This window comes from Halomonas sp. MCCC 1A13316, from assembly GCF_014931605.1.
GTDB lineage: Bacteria > Pseudomonadota > Gammaproteobacteria > Pseudomonadales > Halomonadaceae > Halomonas.
On record NZ_CP053382.1, the window covers coordinates 901,065 to 915,511 of the forward strand.

Below are 14,447 nucleotides of genomic sequence, written 5' to 3' on the forward strand. Positions count from 1 at the left end.
GTGCATGGTGTAGCCCAGCGTGGTCCTGAGTGGCATCGTCCCCTTTCTCCTTTACAAATACCCGCTAAGAAATACTCGATGCTAAGCGTTGGGCATCACCCATTAGGAGTGATTAGGCGCCCGGCTTCTAGTGCAGCGGCAGAAGCTCGTGGATCTGGCTCAATTTATAGTTCACCCCCTTCTATTCAGCATAGGGCGTGCTGGCATAGACTTAGAGGTAGGAGCGGTGCCTGCTGAAATTGTTTTCCTTGGGCGGTTACAAATTTAAGCCGAAAATACCAACCTATCCCTATAGCTCAAGATCTGGCCAAGGCCTAACTTTAACTCCACGACTCTTGGCTTAATCAAGAGTCAAGTGATTCACTGACTCAATTGACAAGGGGAAAGGGAAAATGAAAACTATTATTGCTTTATTTTCATTCGGCATCCTGCTTCTGAGCTCGCTTACGGTGACAGCTGACACCCATACAGACATGCAGAAGCTAGCGGAAGAAAAGCAGTGCCTTAGTTGCCACGAAAGAAAGGATGACACGCCCAGGGCGCCTGGCTTCAACAGTATCGCAGCAAAATATTCAGACAGTGAGATGAGGGGATATCTTATCGATGTCATCGTTTCGGGGGGAGAAAAGCACTGGGGTTCTGCTGTCATGCCGGAGCCCGGTGAACGTGCAGAAGTTAGCGAAGAAGAGGCCGAGATGCTTGTCGACTGGATCCTGAAGATGCATCCCGAGAAAACTTGAACGTTATCGCCATTTCCGCGAGGAAGCTTTACTCAATACAAGGGATTGCTTAGCAGAAGCGATTCGGGCCTGCAGTCGCTCAATTCCTCTCTTCCTCTTAGATGTCGCCTCGTCAACATAGGCTGAAGAGGACAGGCGCGATGAGGCTCGACACGGCACGCACTCGGTGCTGTGCGGCTATCAGTGGACTGGAATTTCCCGGCGGAGGGGTTACAACCGCCGCTGCAGCGCTGGTTCAGGCCTGGCGCCACCCTCACCGATGGCCGCTAGGCACCTTCTGGTTCGTTGCCATCGCCATGTTCCTCTCGGGTGCATTGGTCATGTTATGGGGCGAGGAGCCCCATCCACGGCTGAATTCACAACCCGATTGAACAAGCGCTAGTGCATCAGAAGCCGACCTGCCTGTGCTACGCAAGCCTGGAGACAGCTACCGCTTGCCCCTGCCAGGACCGCGGCCGGCGGGCTTCTTCTTGCGCGGCACCGGCTTGGGTGTCTCGGGCGGTACGCGGTAGTGCAAGTAGAGGTCCAGCACCAGGTCCGGCAGTTGGATGACCAGCGACTCCAGGCGTGCCGTGTCCGCCGCCATCTCGGCCATGTCCGGCTCGTCTTCGAACAGCCCCGAAAGTGCCATGAACGGCAGCAGCAGGGTGGCCACGGTCTCCTCGTCCTGTTCGAACCAAGCCGTTTCGTCGAGAAACACAGCCTCCATGAAGCCGGCGCACCAGTCGCCGATGGGCGTTTCCTCCGGTGGCACTCCGTCCAGCGTGAGTTCGAAGGGCAACTCGGGCAGCCCGCCCTGCTCCAGCGTAGCGATGGCGTTGTCGCGCAGCTTCTCCAGCAATCCCAGGATTTCGCTGCGCTCGGTGGCATCGACGAAGGCGGGTTCGCCGTGGAACAGCTCGGCCACCCAGGTGGCAGCCTCCAGCTCGCGCGGCGCTACGGCCAAGGCAACGAGGAAACCGTGAGCAGAGATCAGGTCCAGGGCGTCGGGATCGACGCTCTTGGAGTCGAGGAACTCATCGAGACGTTCTAGCTCCTCGTCCTCGAGCAGGGGCTGGGGCAGGGGCGTGTCTGACATGGGCCTCTCGCATGGCATCGTGAAAGCGGGTAGTGGCCGCGCCGGGCTGGACGTCACCTTGGCGGGACGTCATTCTAGCACCCATGAGACGACCCGTGCTTCCCGATCCTTCCTCCCAATGGCTGGCGAGCCTCGACGAGGCAACGCTTCACCGGGCTCTGCTGGAGCGAGTGGAGGCCGCCTGGCAGTTGTGCTGCCAGTACTACCCCGACCTGCCGCGGCCCAAGGTCTGGTGTGACCTGCGCGGAAAGTGTGCCGGCCAGGCCCACTACGGTCGCGGTGGGCTACGCTTCAACCCGGTGCTTTATGCTGAGAATCGACATGCCTTCCTGACCGAGGTCGTGCCCCATGAGATGGCTCACTGGCTGGTGCGCCACCTGCGCGACGGGCGCCAGGCAAAGCCTCATGGCCGTGAGTGGCGAACCGTGATGGAGCGCCTGTTCGGTCTCGAGGCAAACGTGACGCACTCCTTCGATACCCGCCGGGCGAGCCCGATGCCTTACCGTTACCACTGTGGCTGCCAGGCGCACTTCTTCACCTCGCACCGGCACTCGCTGGCCCGCAAGGGACGCCGCTATCGTTGCCTCTCGTGCGCCGAGACCTTGGTCTATCAGTCCTTTGTAGAGAATGAAAAACATGCTACAAATTACTGATTATTAAAGAAAAAATCCTGATACCAATGTCTAAGTGGAAGGCCCGCGCCGAGGGTATATGCTGATGGACGAATCTGAAGCCGGCGCAACCCACAACAAGGCTGCCGGTAACATCCACCGTGAGGATGCATCTCCTGGAAGAGGCTAGCCAATGACCGATCAGCATAACGTCCATCCGGTACGCGACGACTTCGCCGCCAACGCCTGGATCGATCGCGACAAATATCAGGCCATGTACAAGCAGTCCGTCGACGACCCCGAGGGATTCTGGGCGGAGCAGGCCAAGCGTATCGACTGGTTCAAGGCGCCGACGAAGATCAAGCATACCTCCTTCGACGCGCACAACGTCGACATTCGCTGGTTCGAGGACGGCACCCTGAACGCCAGCGTCAGCTGCCTCGATCGCCATCTGGAGAGCCGTGGCGACCAAACCGCCATCATCTGGGAAGGCGACGACCCCAAGGACTCCAAGCACGTCAGCTACCGTGAGTTGCACGCCAAGACGTGCCAGTTGGCCAATGCGCTCAAGGAACTCGGCATCGGCAAGGGCGATGTCGTCACCCTCTACATGCCGATGATTCCCGAAGCGGCGGTGGCCATGCTGGCCTGTGCCCGCATCGGTGCCGTGCACTCGGTGGTGTTCGGCGGTTTCTCTCCCGACGCCCTGGCCCAGCGCGTCATCGGTGCCGACTCCAAGCTCGTCATCACTGCCGACGAGTCGGTGCGCGGTGGCAAGCAGGTACCGCTCAAGGACAACGTCGACGCCGCCCTGACCCGCAAGGGCACCGAGGTGTGCGAGAACGTGCTGGTGGTCAAGCGCACCGGTGGCGAGATCGAGTGGAAGGAAGGCCGTGACGTCTGGTATCACGACCTGGTCGACAAGCAGGCGAGCGACTGCCCGGCCGAGGAGATGAACGCCGAGGACCCGCTGTTCATCCTCTACACTTCCGGTTCCACCGGGGCGCCCAAGGGTCTCAAGCACACCACCGGCGGCTATCTGGTTTACGCCAGCATGACCCACCAGTACGTCTTCGATTATCAGGATGGCGAAGTGTACTGGTGTACCGCCGATGTAGGTTGGGTCACCGGTCACAGCTACATCGTCTACGGCCCGCTGGCCAATGGCGCCACCACGCTGATGTTCGAGGGCGTGCCGAGCTATCCCAGCCATGGCCGCATGGGCGAGATCGTCGACAAGCACAACGTCAGCATCCTCTATACCGCGCCGACCGCCATTCGTGCCCTGATGGCACACGGCGACGGCGTGATGGACTCCAGCCAGCGCAACAGCCTGCGCCTGCTCGGCTCGGTGGGCGAGCCGATCAACCCCGAAGCGTGGGAGTGGTTCTACCGTGTGATCGGCAACGCCAAGTGCCCGATCGTCGATACTTGGTGGCAGACCGAGACCGGCGGCATCATGATCGCGCCGCTGCCCGGTGCCATGGATCTCAAGCCGGGCTCTGCCACGCTGCCGTTTTTCGGCGTCATGCCGGCGCTTGTCGACAACGAGGGCAACGAGCTCAAGGGTGCCGTCGAGGGCAACCTGGTGATCACCGACTCCTGGCCCGGCCAGGCTCGTTCGATCTGGGGCGACCACGACCGCTTCGTGCAGACCTACTTCTCCACCTACAAGGGGCTGTATTTCACCGGTGACGGCTGCCGTCGCGACGAGGACGGCTACTACTGGATCACCGGTCGGGTCGACGACGTACTCAACGTCTCGGGCCACCGCATGGGCACCGCCGAGATCGAGTCTTCACTGGTGTCCCACGAGGCCGTGGCCGAAGCCGCCGTGGTCGGCTTCCCCCACGACATCAAGGGCCAGGGCATCTACATCTACGTGACCCTGACCGATGGCGTCGAGCCGAGTGACGAGCTCAAGAAGGAACTGACCCAGTGGGTGCGCAAGGACATCGGACCGATCGCTTCGCCCGATGTCATCCAGTGGGCGCCGGGCCTGCCCAAGACCCGCTCGGGCAAGATCATGCGCCGCATCCTGCGCAAGATCGCCGCCAACGAAACCGATGGCCTGGGCGATACCAGCACCCTGGCCGATCCGAGCGTGGTGGATGATCTCATCGAGAATCGCGCCATCAAGTAAGCGAAAGCCTGAATTGAACGACCCTTGCCGGCCCTATGGGCCGGCTTTTTCGTCTCAGCTCGCCTTGGAGATGGCCTCGACCAGCTCGGCCTTGCTCATGCGGCTACGGCCGGGAACGTCGAGTTGCTGGGCGCGCTCGTAAAGTTCGTCGCGCGAGAGCCCATCCAGCTTCGCAGGGCGGCGCTTGCCTCGCGGTGCGGTACTGGCCTTGCCGTGGCCACGTTTGCCGGCGCTGCGCTTTTCGCTCTCGCCCCGCTTGGTCGCCGGGTGTTTCTGCGCCGTACTGCGCTTGGCGGAAGTGTCGTCACCGTGCTGGTTGCTGGGCTTGCCGGTCGTGCGGCTACCTCGTTCCTCCTGCCCAGGCGGGCGCCCCTCGGCCAGGCTCTGCTTGAGAACTTGCATCAGGTCGATCACTTCGCCGCCCTGTTCCGGCTCGACATCGGGTTCGTCCTCCTTTCCCAGCTCGATCACGTCAATGCCGCGGGAGAGCTTCTCCTCTGCGCGCGCCACGATACGCTGGCTCTGCAGGTCCTGCAGCGCCTCGCGCTCGAGCTCATCCTCGGTCAGCCTGTCGATGGCCTGCTGCATGGTCTTGACCCGCGTCTTGTCGGGACTGGCGGCCTCGGGCAGGTCGATGTCCTCGGGGGCGCGCACTTCCTCGGCGAAGCGCAGGGTCTCGGCGCGCAGGATGCCCTTCTCGGCGATGATCGCCACCAGGTACTCTTTGCCGCGCATGACGAAGGTGGCGATGCCGGCGCGCTCGGAGGCTTCCATGCTCTCTGCCAGCAGCCGGTAGGCCTTGGTCACGCCCTTGTCGGGGGTCATGAAGTAGGCACGCTGGAAGTACATCGGGTCGATCTCGTCGAGGCCGACGAAGCGCTTCAGATCGATCTCCTGGGATTTTTCCGGGGCCAGCGACTCGAGCTCGCGATCCTCCACCACCACGAACTCGTTCTTCTCGACCTCGTAGCCGCGAATCAGCTCGTCGTAGTCGAGCACGCGCTCCTCTTTCTCGCAGAAGTAGCGCCGCGACAGCGGTGTGCCGTCCTGGTCGACCATGCGCAGCGACACCGGCTTGGGCCGGTTGGCCGGGTAGAGATTGACCGGCAGGCTGACCAGGCCGAAGGTGATGGTGCCCGACCATAGCGGGCGAGGGCCGCTGGCGTGGAAGCGCTTCTTCTCTTCGCCCTGGGCCGTTTCGTCGTTGGCCTTGCGCTTGTCTTTTCCCTTGCCGGGACGCTTGCTCTGGCTAGGCACGCTGGCGCTCCTTCTTCAGGCTGGCCTCGAGCGCCTTCGACAGGTCGTCGGAGGGCTCCCGGCGACGAATGGGCGTGACCTTGACGCTCTTGCCGCGCTGCTTGGCCTCGATAAGCTCGAGCACACGTTCGCGATACTCGTCGTGGTACTCCTCGGGGTCGAACTCGGCCTCCAGCATGCCGATCAACTGGCGCGCCATGTCGAGCTCCTTGGCATCGAGCGCCTTGCCCTTCGGCGGCTCCAGGGCATCCACGGGAACCACCTGTTCCTCGTGACGCAGCGACATCAGCATGGGCACGCCGCGATGCAGGCGCAGGGCGCCGACGTAGCTTTTCTTGCGCATCACCCAGCGCGCCAGCCCTTCCTTGCCGCTATTGCCCAGCGCCTCGGCCAGGGCGAAATAGAGCGACTCGCTGCCATCCGGGCCGAGGTAGTAGGGTCGGTCGTACCAGCGATGATCGATCACTTGGGACGGCATGAAGCGGATCACTTCGATGTCGCGCCCCGAATCCGGCTCCAGTGCCTCGAGCTCCTCCTTGTCGAACACCACCAGGCTGCCCTCGTCGGTGCGAAAGGCGCGTCGCGTTTCGGCGTAGGGCACGATAGCCTCGGTCTCGGGATTGACCATGGCCTGCTTGACCGGGGAATGGTCCTTCTCGTGGAGCAGGCGAAAGTGCACGCTGCGATCCTGCACCGCGGAGTAGAGCTTGACCGGGACCTGGATCTCGCCGAAGCGGATCACGCCTTTCCACATTGCTCGTGCCGCCATCAGCTTTCCTCCCGGTGACTTTCCTTCTGCGCTTGGTGGGCGTTCTGCTCATGGCATTCGGGACACACCGTTTCGCGGCTCTCGAAGCGTGTCGCAACGCAAACCGGGCAGATTGGCCGGTCACAGTAGATGCAGTGATAGCCTGCCTCGTAGTGGAAGGTGCGCAGGCAGAACTGACAAGTTTCGGGACCGGACTCAAGCCACCAGGGCGCTTCGCTCATGTCGTTTCCCTCGTTCTGTGCTGTTGTCTACTTCACGCCGACGCGTTTGAGCAGGTCGGCATTCAGCGGACGCGCCGCTTCGGAGAAATCCGCCCAGGGGTCCTCTCGCAGTGCCGAAAGCCGGCGTCTCAGGTTTTCGACGTTGTAGCGATCCGCACGCAGCGCGGCATTGAGTTCGTCCCAGCGGATCGGCACCGCCACAGGGGCGTTCTGGCGCGCTCTCACAGTGTAGGACGCCACTGCCGTGGCGCCGCGGCCGTTGCGCAGATAGTCGATGAAGATGCGCCCCTCGCGCTTGGCCTTGGACATGTTGGTGGTCAGACGCTTGGGGTCGTCCTTGGCGTGCTGCTCGGCGACGGCGCGGGCGAAGGCCTTGGCCGGGTCCCATTCGGCGCTGGGTTCGAGCGGCACGACCAGGTGCAGCCCCTTGCCGCCGGTGGTGCGCAGGAAAGGCGTGAGCCCCAGCGATTCGATGCGCTCGCGCAGGGTGCCGGCAACACGCAGGATTTCCTTCCAGGCCATGCCCTCGTCGGGGTCGAGGTCGAACACCAGGCTATCGGGCTGCTCGAGGTGGTCGATGCGGCTGCCCCAGGGGTGGATTTCGAGCGCCCCGGCCTGTACCAGGCCCACCAGGTCGGCGGCGCTCTCGACGTAAACGTACTCGGCGCTGCCTTGCTTCTCCGGCACGTCGAGGCGCGGCACGCTGGCCGGAATGGCGCGGCGCGGGTGCTTCTGGAAGAAACATTCGTCGTTGCGACCCTGGGGGCAGCGCACCAGCGACAGCGGCCGTCGCGCCAGGTGGGGTAGAACCCACTCCTGAATCTGATCGTAGAAACGCGCCAGGTCGAGCTTGGTCAGGCCTTGCTCGGGAAACAGCACGCGGTCGGGGCTGGTGAGGCGTACACCGAGCAGCGAGGTCTCGTCCTTGCGCTTGCGGCCGGTCGTAACTGCCTTGCCGCCCTCTGCGGACTCGCCTTCGGCGGCCATCTCCTTGGTCGGGGTCATGCGGATCTCCTCCGGGTTGCGATCCTCGCGCAGCCCGCGAAACGCCGGATGCCGCAGGCGACCGTCGCGAGTACGCTCGGTGAACTCCACCTCGATCACCACTTCGGGGCGCACCCAATGCACCGAGCGGCTGTCCGGCACGCTGCCGTGGAAGGGCGAGCGTTTCACCTCGATTTCCTGCAGTGTGGCGCTGAGCTGCTCAAGCAGGCGATTGTTGAAGCCGGTGCCGACGCGGCCGGCATAGACCAATCCCTGCTTGCCATAAGCCCCCATCAACAGCGAGCCGAAGCCACTCCGCGAGCCGCCGGGGTCGGTGAAGCCGCCGACCACGAACTCTTCGTGGCTGACGCACTTGACCTTGAGCCAGTCGCGGCTGCGCTTCTGCTGGTAACGGCTGTCGGCGCGCTTGCAGATGATGCCCTCGAGGCCCATCTGGCAGGCGCGCTCATGGAAGGCCTTGCCATGAGTCTCGATATGGTCGGAGTAGCGAATGGTACCTTCCTTCATGTTTGCGGCACCAAGCAGCGCCTCGAGGGTACGCTTGCGCTCGAGCAGCGGCACGCTCGAGAGGTCGTGGCCTGCGAGATAGGGTAGGTCGAATACCTGATAGACGAGGGCAGCAGTGCGGCCGTTGCTCAGTGCCTCCTGCAATTGGCCGAAGCGACTGATGCCATCCTTGCCCATGGCCACCACCTCACCGTCGAGCAGTGCCGAGTCCACCGGCAGAGGAGAGAGCGCCCGGGCGAGTTCGGGAAACCGGTGGGTCCAGTCCTTGCCGTTGCGGGTAATGAACCGTACCTCGCCGCTCTCGACGCGAGCGAGCAGGCGATAGCCATCGAGCTTGATCTCGTGGATCCAGTCGCCCTTGGAGGGCACTTCGCGGGCCAGGGTGGCGAGCTGCGGCTTGACTTCCCGTGGCAGTTTCGCGCGCCGGGCGCCATCGAGGAGCGAAGGCTCCGGTGGAGCAGGGAGGGCATCGCCTTCGTTCGACGACCAGGTGGCATCGCGATCTTCGGCGATCTCGTGCATGCTGCGTCCGCTGGCGATGCTGGTGTCTTCATCGACGCTGAGCGAGTCGTCCATTCGCGGCTTGTCATCGTGACGCTTGATCAACAGCCAGTTGCGTCCCTGCTTGTCCTGGCGCTTGCCGCTCATGCGGGTCAGAGTCCAGCTGCCCTTGAGCCGCTCGCCGTCGAGCTCGATGTCGATGCGATCCTTCTTGGGTCGGCCCTTGACGCGCCAGGTGCCGCGATCCCACAGCATCACGGTGCCGCCGCCGTAGGACTTTTCGGGTATCACGCCTTCGAAGGCGCCGTATTCCAGCGGGTGATCCTCGACCTCGACGGCCAGACGCTTCTCGCCGGGCTCGAGGCTCGGCCCTTTGGGTAGCGCCCAGCTCCTCAGCACACCGTCCTGTTCCAGTCGCAGGTCGAAGTGGTCGTGACTCGCCGCGTGCTTGTGCATCACGTAAAGTTCGCCCGGTGTGCTCTCGCCGCGTGCTTCGCCGGCGGGCTCCCGGGTTCGCGTGAAGTCGCGCTTGCGGCGGTACTCCTCGAGTCGTTCCATCGGCTCCATCCTTGGCCGCTGGCTCCCAGGCAAAAGACCTCTTCTCAGCCTAGCTCCGCTTGGCGGTGTCGCCAAATGGACGCTTGATGCAATGGGCCCCAGCATTCTGCCAAGGCCCGGAAGGTGTGTACGCGCTCAGGTTCAGGCGGCCATCAGCTCTTTCTTGCGTAACTGCATCTTCTCGCCAAGCTCCTCGAGCTGTCGTGTCGACATGGTCTTTCTGGCCTGGGGAAACATCTCTTCCTCTTCCTCCTCAGCATGATGCTCTATAAGTTCCTTGAGCACCTTGGCACGCCCTGAAAATTGCGTGCCGGAGGGGTCGGCCTGCTTGAGATCGGGCATGACCAGGTCCTCGACGGCTCGATGCTCCTCGTGGGCCTCGTAGTACATCTTGTCGTTCGCCTTGCCGCTGGCCTCTTTGAACGCTGGGTAGAAAATCTCTTCCTCGATCTGGGTATGAACTTGGATCTCCTGTTCAATTTTTGCCAGCAACTCAGGCCGCTTCTTCTCGGCTCGCTCAGTCGTGTTGACCAGTTGCTCCAGCAGGTCGCGTACCTTGTCATGATCTTCCTTGAGCAGATCGAGAGCGTTCATGATGTTACCTCCTGTAGGCATCCGTTCGGGCTCATCTCGCCATCAGGTTCAACTTAGCCAGCTTCCGTACGCTGTCAAATCGAGGCAGAAACAAGGCACGTCGCGTGCCGATTTGTTTCACGGGGTTCGGAAGGGTAAAGAATCGTCTTCCTCATGGAACCTTGGGCGGCGCTTACTTATCTTTGATGTGTGTAAGGAAGAGCGGAGAGTCTTTCAGTGGGACTCTTCAACAGGACTGTCATGGAGATAGACGGATGAAGCGGAACATTTATGTCGTAGCGCTGGAAGACCATCAGCGCCAGGAACTCGAGACCCTGCGCCATTCCGATGGGTTCAACGTACACAGCCTGTTGTCCGTCAAGACAGCTGTGGAGTCGGAGCGTTTCTCTTTCGATGCGTTACTGGAGGAGGCGCGCCGCAAGCTCAAGGAGTTCGATGGCTCCATCGATGCCATTGTGGCGCAGTGGGACTTTCCCACCAGCGTCATGGTCCCCATCCTGTGTCGGGAATATGGCATCCCGTCACCCTCGGTCGAGAGCGTGCTCAAGTGCGAGCACAAGTACTGGAGTCGACTGGAACAGCAGAAGGTCATTCCCGAAGTGGTGCCCGAGTTCTGCGGTGTCGACCCCTTTGCGGAGAATCCGCTCTCGCAGGTCACGCTCGACTATCCCTTCTGGATCAAGCCGGTCAAGGCCTTCTCTTCTCACCTAGGATTCAAAATCGAGAACGAAGAGCAGTTCCACGAGGCAATCAAGGAGATTCGCGAGGGGATTCGACAGCTGGGCGATCCGTTCAATGAAGCACTTCGCCATGCGGAGTTGCCACCGGAAATCCAGGAGATGGATGGCAACTCCTGTATCGCAGAGCAGCTTGTAGCGGGAGTCCAGGGGGCACCGGAAGGGACAGTATATCGGGGTGAGTTCAATGTGCATGGCATCATATCTCAGCCGAATACGGAGGCGAGTGATGCGCCATACGATCGTATTGAATACCCCAGCCATCTTCCCGAAACGCTGCATCACAAGATGGTCGAGGTATCCAAGAAATTTCTGGAACATATCGGCTATGACAACGGCTGCTTCAATGCCGAATTCCTGTGGGACGAGGATAAGGATCAGCTGTGGCTGATCGAGGTCAATACTCGAATCTCACAGTCCCACAGCGAGATCTTCATCATGGTCGACGGCATGTCGAATCACGAAGTCGCCGTCGATATCGCATTAGGTGAGCGCCCCTCGCTGGTCAACCGCCAGGGAGAGTATCCTGCCGCCGCCAAATGCTTCATACCCTACAAGCATGAGGATGGCATCGTGCGGCGGGTACCGAGCGAGGAAGAGATCGAGGAACTCAAGCGACGCTACCCTGGCACCATGGTACGGCTCGATGTGGAGCCGGGCGATCGCCTCGGGGAGCTGATGCACCAGGACAGCTTTAGCTATCGCCTGGGAACCCTCTACATTGCGGGTGAGGATCACGATCAGATCGAGGAGCGCTACAAGGCGTGCCTTGATGAGTTGAAATTCGAGATCGAACCCGTACAGGACTGAACTCAAGGAGGTTTCGTGAGTGTCGTAGAGTCGTTTCCCTACCAGGTTCGCGAGATCGAGAACGTCTTCATCCCGATGCGCGACGGCGCGCAGCTGGCCGCAAGGATCTGGCTGCCCGAGGAGGCCGAGCGCACGCCGATGCCGGCGATCATGGAATACATCCCTTACCGCAAGCGCGATATCACGCGCGGGCGGGATGCCACCAATCATGCCTACCTGGCCGGACACGGTTATGTCTGCATTCGGGTCGACATGCGCGGCAGCGGCGATTCGGATGGCGTTCTGACCGACGAGTACACCCAGCAGGAGCAGGAGGATGGCGTCGACGCCATCGCCTGGCTCGCCGAGCAGCCTTGGTGTGACGGTAACGTCGGCATGATGGGCATCTCCTGGGGGGGCTTCAATAGCCTGCAGGTGGCGGCCAAGCGGCCGCCGGCACTCAAGGCGATCATCAGCATCTGCTCGAGCGATGACCTGTATGCTGACAACATGCATTACATGGGGGGTTGTCTGCTCGGCGACAACCTGTCGGAAGCCACGGTGATGTTCGCCTTCAATACCCTGCCGCCGGACCCTGTGATCGTCGGCAACCGCTGGCGCGACATGTGGTTCGATCGCATGGAGAACAGCGGGCTGTGGCTTGAGCAGTGGGTCGAGAACCAGCGACGTAACGCCTACTGGTCGACCAGTTCGGTTTGTGAGTACTACTCGGCCATTGAGTGCCCGGTGTATGCCATCGGCGGCTGGGCCGATGGCTTCACCAATACCGTGCTGCGATTGATGCAGCATCTCGAGGTGCCGCGCAAGGGGCTGATCGGCCCTTGGGGGCACAAGTATCCCCACCAGGGGCTTCCCGGGCCGGCCATCGGTTTCCTGCAGGAAACCCTGCGCTGGTGGGACTACTGGCTCAAGGGCAAGGACAACGGCATCATGGATGAACCCATGCTGCGTGCCTGGGAGCAAGACAGCATCCCACCCGATACTTCCTATTCCGAACGCCCTGGACGCTGGATCGGGGAGTCGGGCTGGCCGTCCGATAACATAAGCCTGAGACGCTACGGACTGGGCCCTTATACCATTGCCATGGGGGAAGGGCATGGCGGTCCGCACCAGCGCGACGAGCACGAAAGTTCGCTGGCGCTGCAGTCGCCGCTGAGCGTCGGACTGTTCGCCGGTAAATGGTGCTCCTATGCCGCCACGCCCGATCTGCCCGGGGATCAGCGCGAAGAGGATGGCGGTTCGTTGATTTTCAGTAGCCGACAGCTGGCGGAACCGCTCGATATCTTCGGCATGCCCGTGGTTGAGCTCGAGCTCTCGAGCGACAAGCCACAGGCCATGCTGGCCGTGCGTCTCTCCGATGTGGCGCCGGACGGCAAGTCGACTCGGGTTACCTATGGCCTGCTCAACCTGTCGCATCGCGACAGCGACGCCAACCCCGAGCCGCTGGTGCCGCACCGGCGCTACCGGGTTCGCATCCCGATGAACGGTATCGCTCAGCGTTTCCCTGCAGGTCACCAGTTGCGCCTGTCCGTGTCGACCTCCTACTGGCCACTGGCCTGGTTACCGCCGGAGCCGGCCCAGGTCGAGATCTACCCGAGCAGCTGTGCCCTGGTGCTACCGGAGCGAAAGCCGGGCGAGGAGGACGCACGACTGCCGGCGTTCGATGAGCCCGAGGAAGCGCCGCCGCTTGAGACCCACACCTTCGAAGCCAGTGAACACAACTGGCTACTGCACCGCGACCTGGCGACCAAGGAGTCGACTCTCGAGGTGGTCAACGATCAGGGTCACTTCCGCATCGAGGACATAGGCACCGAGATCCGTCGCAGCACGAGGGAGTGGTACACCACTCTCAATGACGATTTCACCTCGGCGCGAGGTGAAACCTATACCGAGCGTTCCTTCAAGCGCGACGACTGGAACGTGGAAATCTATACGCGCAGCATTCTGAGCTGTGATGAAAGCAATTTCTTCATTCACGCCCAGCTCGATGCCTACGAGGACGACTACCGGGTTTTCTCCAAGAACTGGGAAAAGGTGGTTCCGCGCGATCATATGTGAGAGTAGCCGGCTGTGCCTGGTCTTGGCCGCACCTTGGCGGGTGCGGCTTTTTCGGGCAAGCGCAGGGCAGAGCAAAGGGCGAAACGCACCTGTGGCACTCGCGACCTTGGAAAATCGCTGAAACTGAACAAAAAGACCCCGGCGTTGAAGTGACCTATAGGAAGGTCGTTCAGCCGGGGTAAGGAGGGGACTAAGAAACAGCCTCAGAAAAGTCGGTTGCTTATCATTTCTTGGCGGTGAGCTGGTCATCCTCGGAGCGTTCGAGGAACTGCCGGGTGGTATCGTCGAGATGCTCGGCCAGCCACTGGGCCATGGCTTCCTCTTCGCGAAGAATCTCTTCGCAGATTCGCGCGATTTCCGGCTTTGAAGCTTTCTCCGCCGCCTGAATCAAGGCCTTATAGCTGGCAATCTCGAAGTGCTCGAAGGCGTAGCTGGCCAGGCCACCCTTGACCACTTCATCGCTTGCCATCATGCCGCCCATGCCTTGGCCGAATGCGGCCAGCTTGCCGCCGATATCTTTTACTGCTGACAGATCGGTACCGAGCAGCGAAATGCACTGTTCGATCTTCTCCGCCTGGCCACGGGTTTCGGTCAGGTGCTGTTCGATGCGGGTCTTCAGCTGCGGATAATGTTCGATCCGGCTGGCCTGGGCCTCCAGCATCTTCTCCGCCTGTTTTTCCATGGCGTGGGCGTCACGTAGCCAGTCTTCAAGATGTTTGGGTGTCTGCGGTTGGGTACCCATTTGATGTCTCCTTACGGTTGCGATCGATGATGGTTCCGCTCACTTAGGCGGATTGATCTGCTCTTCCTGAGCGCCAGGGTGAGGTTTGGCAGAGCCCCGCTAGTAGTAGGGCCTGT

The 14,447-nt window shown here is 61.6% G+C and carries 12 protein-coding genes; 5 read left to right on the top strand and 7 right to left on the bottom strand.

Features of this window, described 5'->3' with window-relative positions:
• Positions 1 to 392: 392 nt before the first annotated feature.
• A complete protein-coding gene (locus tag HNO52_RS04255) occupies positions 393 to 740 on the top strand; it encodes a c-type cytochrome (RefSeq protein WP_197567976.1) in 348 nt (115 codons plus the stop codon).
• Positions 741 to 1,167: 427 nt separating this feature from the next.
• On the opposite strand, the gene HNO52_RS04260 is transcribed toward HNO52_RS04255, so the two are convergent.
• Positions 1,168 to 1,818, bottom strand: a complete 651-nt coding sequence (locus HNO52_RS04260; protein WP_197567977.1) for a YecA/YgfB family protein — start codon at positions 1,816 to 1,818, stop codon at positions 1,168 to 1,170.
• A gap of 83 nt (positions 1,819 to 1,901) precedes the next feature.
• Here HNO52_RS04260 and HNO52_RS04265 point away from each other — a divergent pair, with 83 nt between their 5' ends.
• Both HNO52_RS04265 and acs read left to right on the top strand, forming a co-directional pair.
• The gene (locus tag HNO52_RS04265) at positions 1,902 to 2,471 is read left to right on the top strand and encodes a SprT family zinc-dependent metalloprotease (protein ID WP_197567978.1); all 570 of its coding nucleotides are present in this window, start codon (positions 1,902 to 1,904) and stop codon (positions 2,469 to 2,471) included.
• 151 nt (positions 2,472 to 2,622) lie between these two features.
• Positions 2,623 to 4,572 (top strand): acetate--CoA ligase, encoded by a 1,950-nt coding sequence (gene acs / locus HNO52_RS04270; RefSeq protein ID WP_197567979.1) that lies wholly within the window; start codon positions 2,623 to 2,625, stop codon positions 4,570 to 4,572.
• Between the two features lie 54 nt (positions 4,573 to 4,626).
• Here acs and ku (HNO52_RS04275) read toward each other — a convergent pair whose 3' ends face one another.
• The 5 genes from ku (HNO52_RS04275) to HNO52_RS04295 form a co-directional block, all read right to left on the bottom strand.
• Complete coding sequence (gene ku, locus HNO52_RS04275) at positions 4,627 to 5,829, bottom strand: non-homologous end joining protein Ku (protein WP_197567980.1); 1,203 nt, start codon at positions 5,827 to 5,829, stop codon at positions 4,627 to 4,629.
• Positions 5,822 to 6,598 (bottom strand): non-homologous end joining protein Ku, encoded by a 777-nt coding sequence (ku, locus tag HNO52_RS04280; protein ID WP_197567981.1) that lies wholly within the window; start codon positions 6,596 to 6,598, stop codon positions 5,822 to 5,824. Before ku (HNO52_RS04280) ends, ku (HNO52_RS04275) begins: the two co-directional genes overlap by 8 nt.
• Positions 6,598 to 6,819, bottom strand: a complete 222-nt coding sequence (locus HNO52_RS04285; RefSeq protein WP_197567982.1) for a hypothetical protein — start codon at positions 6,817 to 6,819, stop codon at positions 6,598 to 6,600. Before HNO52_RS04285 ends, ku (HNO52_RS04280) begins: the two co-directional genes overlap by 1 nt.
• A gap of 27 nt (positions 6,820 to 6,846) precedes the next feature.
• A complete protein-coding gene (ligD, locus tag HNO52_RS04290; RefSeq protein WP_197567983.1) occupies positions 6,847 to 9,390 on the bottom strand; it encodes a DNA ligase D in 2,544 nt (847 codons plus the stop codon).
• 141 nt (positions 9,391 to 9,531) lie between these two features.
• Positions 9,532 to 9,984, bottom strand: coding sequence for a PA2171 family ribosome-binding persister protein (locus HNO52_RS04295; RefSeq protein ID WP_197567984.1), 453 nt, complete (start codon positions 9,982 to 9,984; stop codon positions 9,532 to 9,534).
• 254 nt (positions 9,985 to 10,238) lie between these two features.
• On the opposite strand from HNO52_RS04295, the gene HNO52_RS04300 reads away from it, so the two are divergent.
• Both HNO52_RS04300 and HNO52_RS04305 read left to right on the top strand, forming a co-directional pair.
• The gene (locus HNO52_RS04300) at positions 10,239 to 11,531 is read left to right on the top strand and encodes an ATP-grasp domain-containing protein (protein WP_197567985.1); all 1,293 of its coding nucleotides are present in this window, start codon (positions 10,239 to 10,241) and stop codon (positions 11,529 to 11,531) included.
• Positions 11,532 to 11,546: 15 nt separating this feature from the next.
• Positions 11,547 to 13,589 carry a CocE/NonD family hydrolase gene (locus tag HNO52_RS04305; RefSeq protein ID WP_197567986.1) on the top strand — a complete coding sequence of 681 codons (2,043 nt, stop codon included), beginning with the start codon at positions 11,547 to 11,549 and terminating at the stop codon, positions 13,587 to 13,589.
• Positions 13,590 to 13,812: 223 nt separating this feature from the next.
• Here HNO52_RS04305 and HNO52_RS04310 read toward each other — a convergent pair whose 3' ends face one another.
• The gene (locus HNO52_RS04310) at positions 13,813 to 14,331 is read right to left on the bottom strand and encodes a ferritin-like domain-containing protein (protein WP_197567987.1); all 519 of its coding nucleotides are present in this window, start codon (positions 14,329 to 14,331) and stop codon (positions 13,813 to 13,815) included.
• Positions 14,332 to 14,447: the final 116 nt, after the last annotated feature.

Excerpts from the sequence above, each read along its gene's own strand:
- HNO52_RS04255 (WP_197567976.1), top strand. The coding sequence starts at position 393 with ATGAAAACTATTATTGCTTTATTTTCATTCGGCATCCTGCTTCTGAGC.
- HNO52_RS04260 (WP_197567977.1), bottom strand. The coding sequence starts at position 1,818 with ATGTCAGACACGCCCCTGCCCCAGCCCCTGCTCGAGGACGAGGAGCTA.
- HNO52_RS04265 (WP_197567978.1), top strand. The coding sequence starts at position 1,902 with ATGAGACGACCCGTGCTTCCCGATCCTTCCTCCCAATGGCTGGCGAGC.
- acs (WP_197567979.1), top strand. The coding sequence starts at position 2,623 with ATGACCGATCAGCATAACGTCCATCCGGTACGCGACGACTTCGCCGCC.
- ku (WP_197567981.1), bottom strand. The coding sequence starts at position 6,598 with ATGGCGGCACGAGCAATGTGGAAAGGCGTGATCCGCTTCGGCGAGATC.
- HNO52_RS04285 (WP_197567982.1), bottom strand. The coding sequence starts at position 6,819 with ATGAGCGAAGCGCCCTGGTGGCTTGAGTCCGGTCCCGAAACTTGTCAG.
- ligD (WP_197567983.1), bottom strand. The coding sequence starts at position 9,390 with ATGGAACGACTCGAGGAGTACCGCCGCAAGCGCGACTTCACGCGAACC.
- HNO52_RS04295 (WP_197567984.1), bottom strand. The coding sequence starts at position 9,984 with ATGAACGCTCTCGATCTGCTCAAGGAAGATCATGACAAGGTACGCGAC.
- HNO52_RS04300 (WP_197567985.1), top strand. The coding sequence starts at position 10,239 with ATGAAGCGGAACATTTATGTCGTAGCGCTGGAAGACCATCAGCGCCAG.
- HNO52_RS04310 (WP_197567987.1), bottom strand. The coding sequence starts at position 14,331 with ATGGGTACCCAACCGCAGACACCCAAACATCTTGAAGACTGGCTACGT.